The sequence below is a fragment of the Gordonia sp. UBA5067 genome, from assembly GCF_002414845.1.
GTDB lineage: Bacteria > Actinomycetota > Actinomycetes > Mycobacteriales > Mycobacteriaceae > Gordonia > Gordonia defluvii.
The window spans coordinates 1-1,056 of the sequence record NZ_DIAX01000034.1 but is presented as its reverse complement, the minus strand read 5'-3'; the positions used below and the strand labels follow the sequence as shown (position 1 = coordinate 1,056).

The 1,056-nt window shown below is 66.0% G+C and carries 1 protein-coding gene and 1 pseudogene; both read right to left on the bottom strand.

The window, feature by feature from the left end; all coding sequences use genetic code 11:
• A pseudogene (locus B4M62_RS05280) lies at window positions 1–241 on the bottom strand (hypothetical protein); the annotation flags it as partial.
• A gap of 165 nt (window positions 242–406) precedes the next feature.
• Window positions 407–1,056, bottom strand: a 650-nt coding sequence (locus B4M62_RS05275) for a hypothetical protein (RefSeq protein WP_290705931.1), incomplete at its 5' end; no start/stop codon positions are given.

Genomic DNA, 1,056 nt, shown 5'->3' with positions numbered 1-1,056 from the left:
CGGCGAGCTGCTCGAAGCTCCAGTTCGTCATCGCGGCCTCTCGACCGGTCGCATCGCGTAGCGCGAGTGCATCGGTGTCGACCGCTTCGGTCCTGAAAGCGACGGTGTCGATGGTGCGCTCCTCGATGCGGTTGCGCCGCGCGCGAGCCGCCTCGTAGAGAGCCTGGACGCTGGTGTACCGCTCATCCGGTGGGCGCGATGCCCATTCGCGATGAGCCGAGTAGGCGTTGACGGCAGACACACCTATCCCGTTCATTGTTGTGCTCCTCTCTGCGTGCCCTGGGGGCGACGAGGTGGAACGACCCTCACGCCGGGCGACATGAGGGGGTGGTCAGGATGACCACGGCGAGAGAGCTTTAGGTCGCGGCAGCGCGAATCAGCGACCGATTCGCTGCGGCTCGCCGACCTACGTATTCTCTGTCACGTTCACCTCCGGCGCAGACGCGGGAGCCGACTGCTTGTTCGATACCACGTACTCGCGGCGCAGGATGAAGGGTCCGTAGCCCATCGTCACGAGCACGCCAATGGTGACCAGGCTCGGCACGCCCTGGTGCCTACGGGATCGCAACTGATGATGACGAAGCACGACATGCGCGGACGGTAACGCAGCCTGGATTTCGCGGATGGTCGCCCACTCCTCCGCCGTCGCCATAAGGGCGTGGGTACTGCGGACCACGACATCGGCCGGCCGGATGACTGTGTCGGCCGCGCCGGTCACGGCCCTGATGAACGCCTGCAATCGCTGCGCGCCGTCGCGCACGTATTCCGGTCGCGTATCGATGGTTGCGAAGACGCGGTCCGTGATGCGCTTCACGACTTCGGCCATGGGGAGCACTCCAGCGGCAAGGCGCGTCTTCTCCTCCGCGGTTCCGTGCTCGGCGATCCAGGTGGCGACGAACCGCTTCTTCTCCTCGTGCAGGGCCGCCTGAGCAATCTGGTCCTGGCGAACCTTCTCTTCGTACGCGCGCTGGTCGGCGCGGAATCGGCGATGTGCTTCTGGCGGGACGTCCTTCGCGAGCCCGAGGTCGGTCGCGACGTCGAACAACACGACGCCGC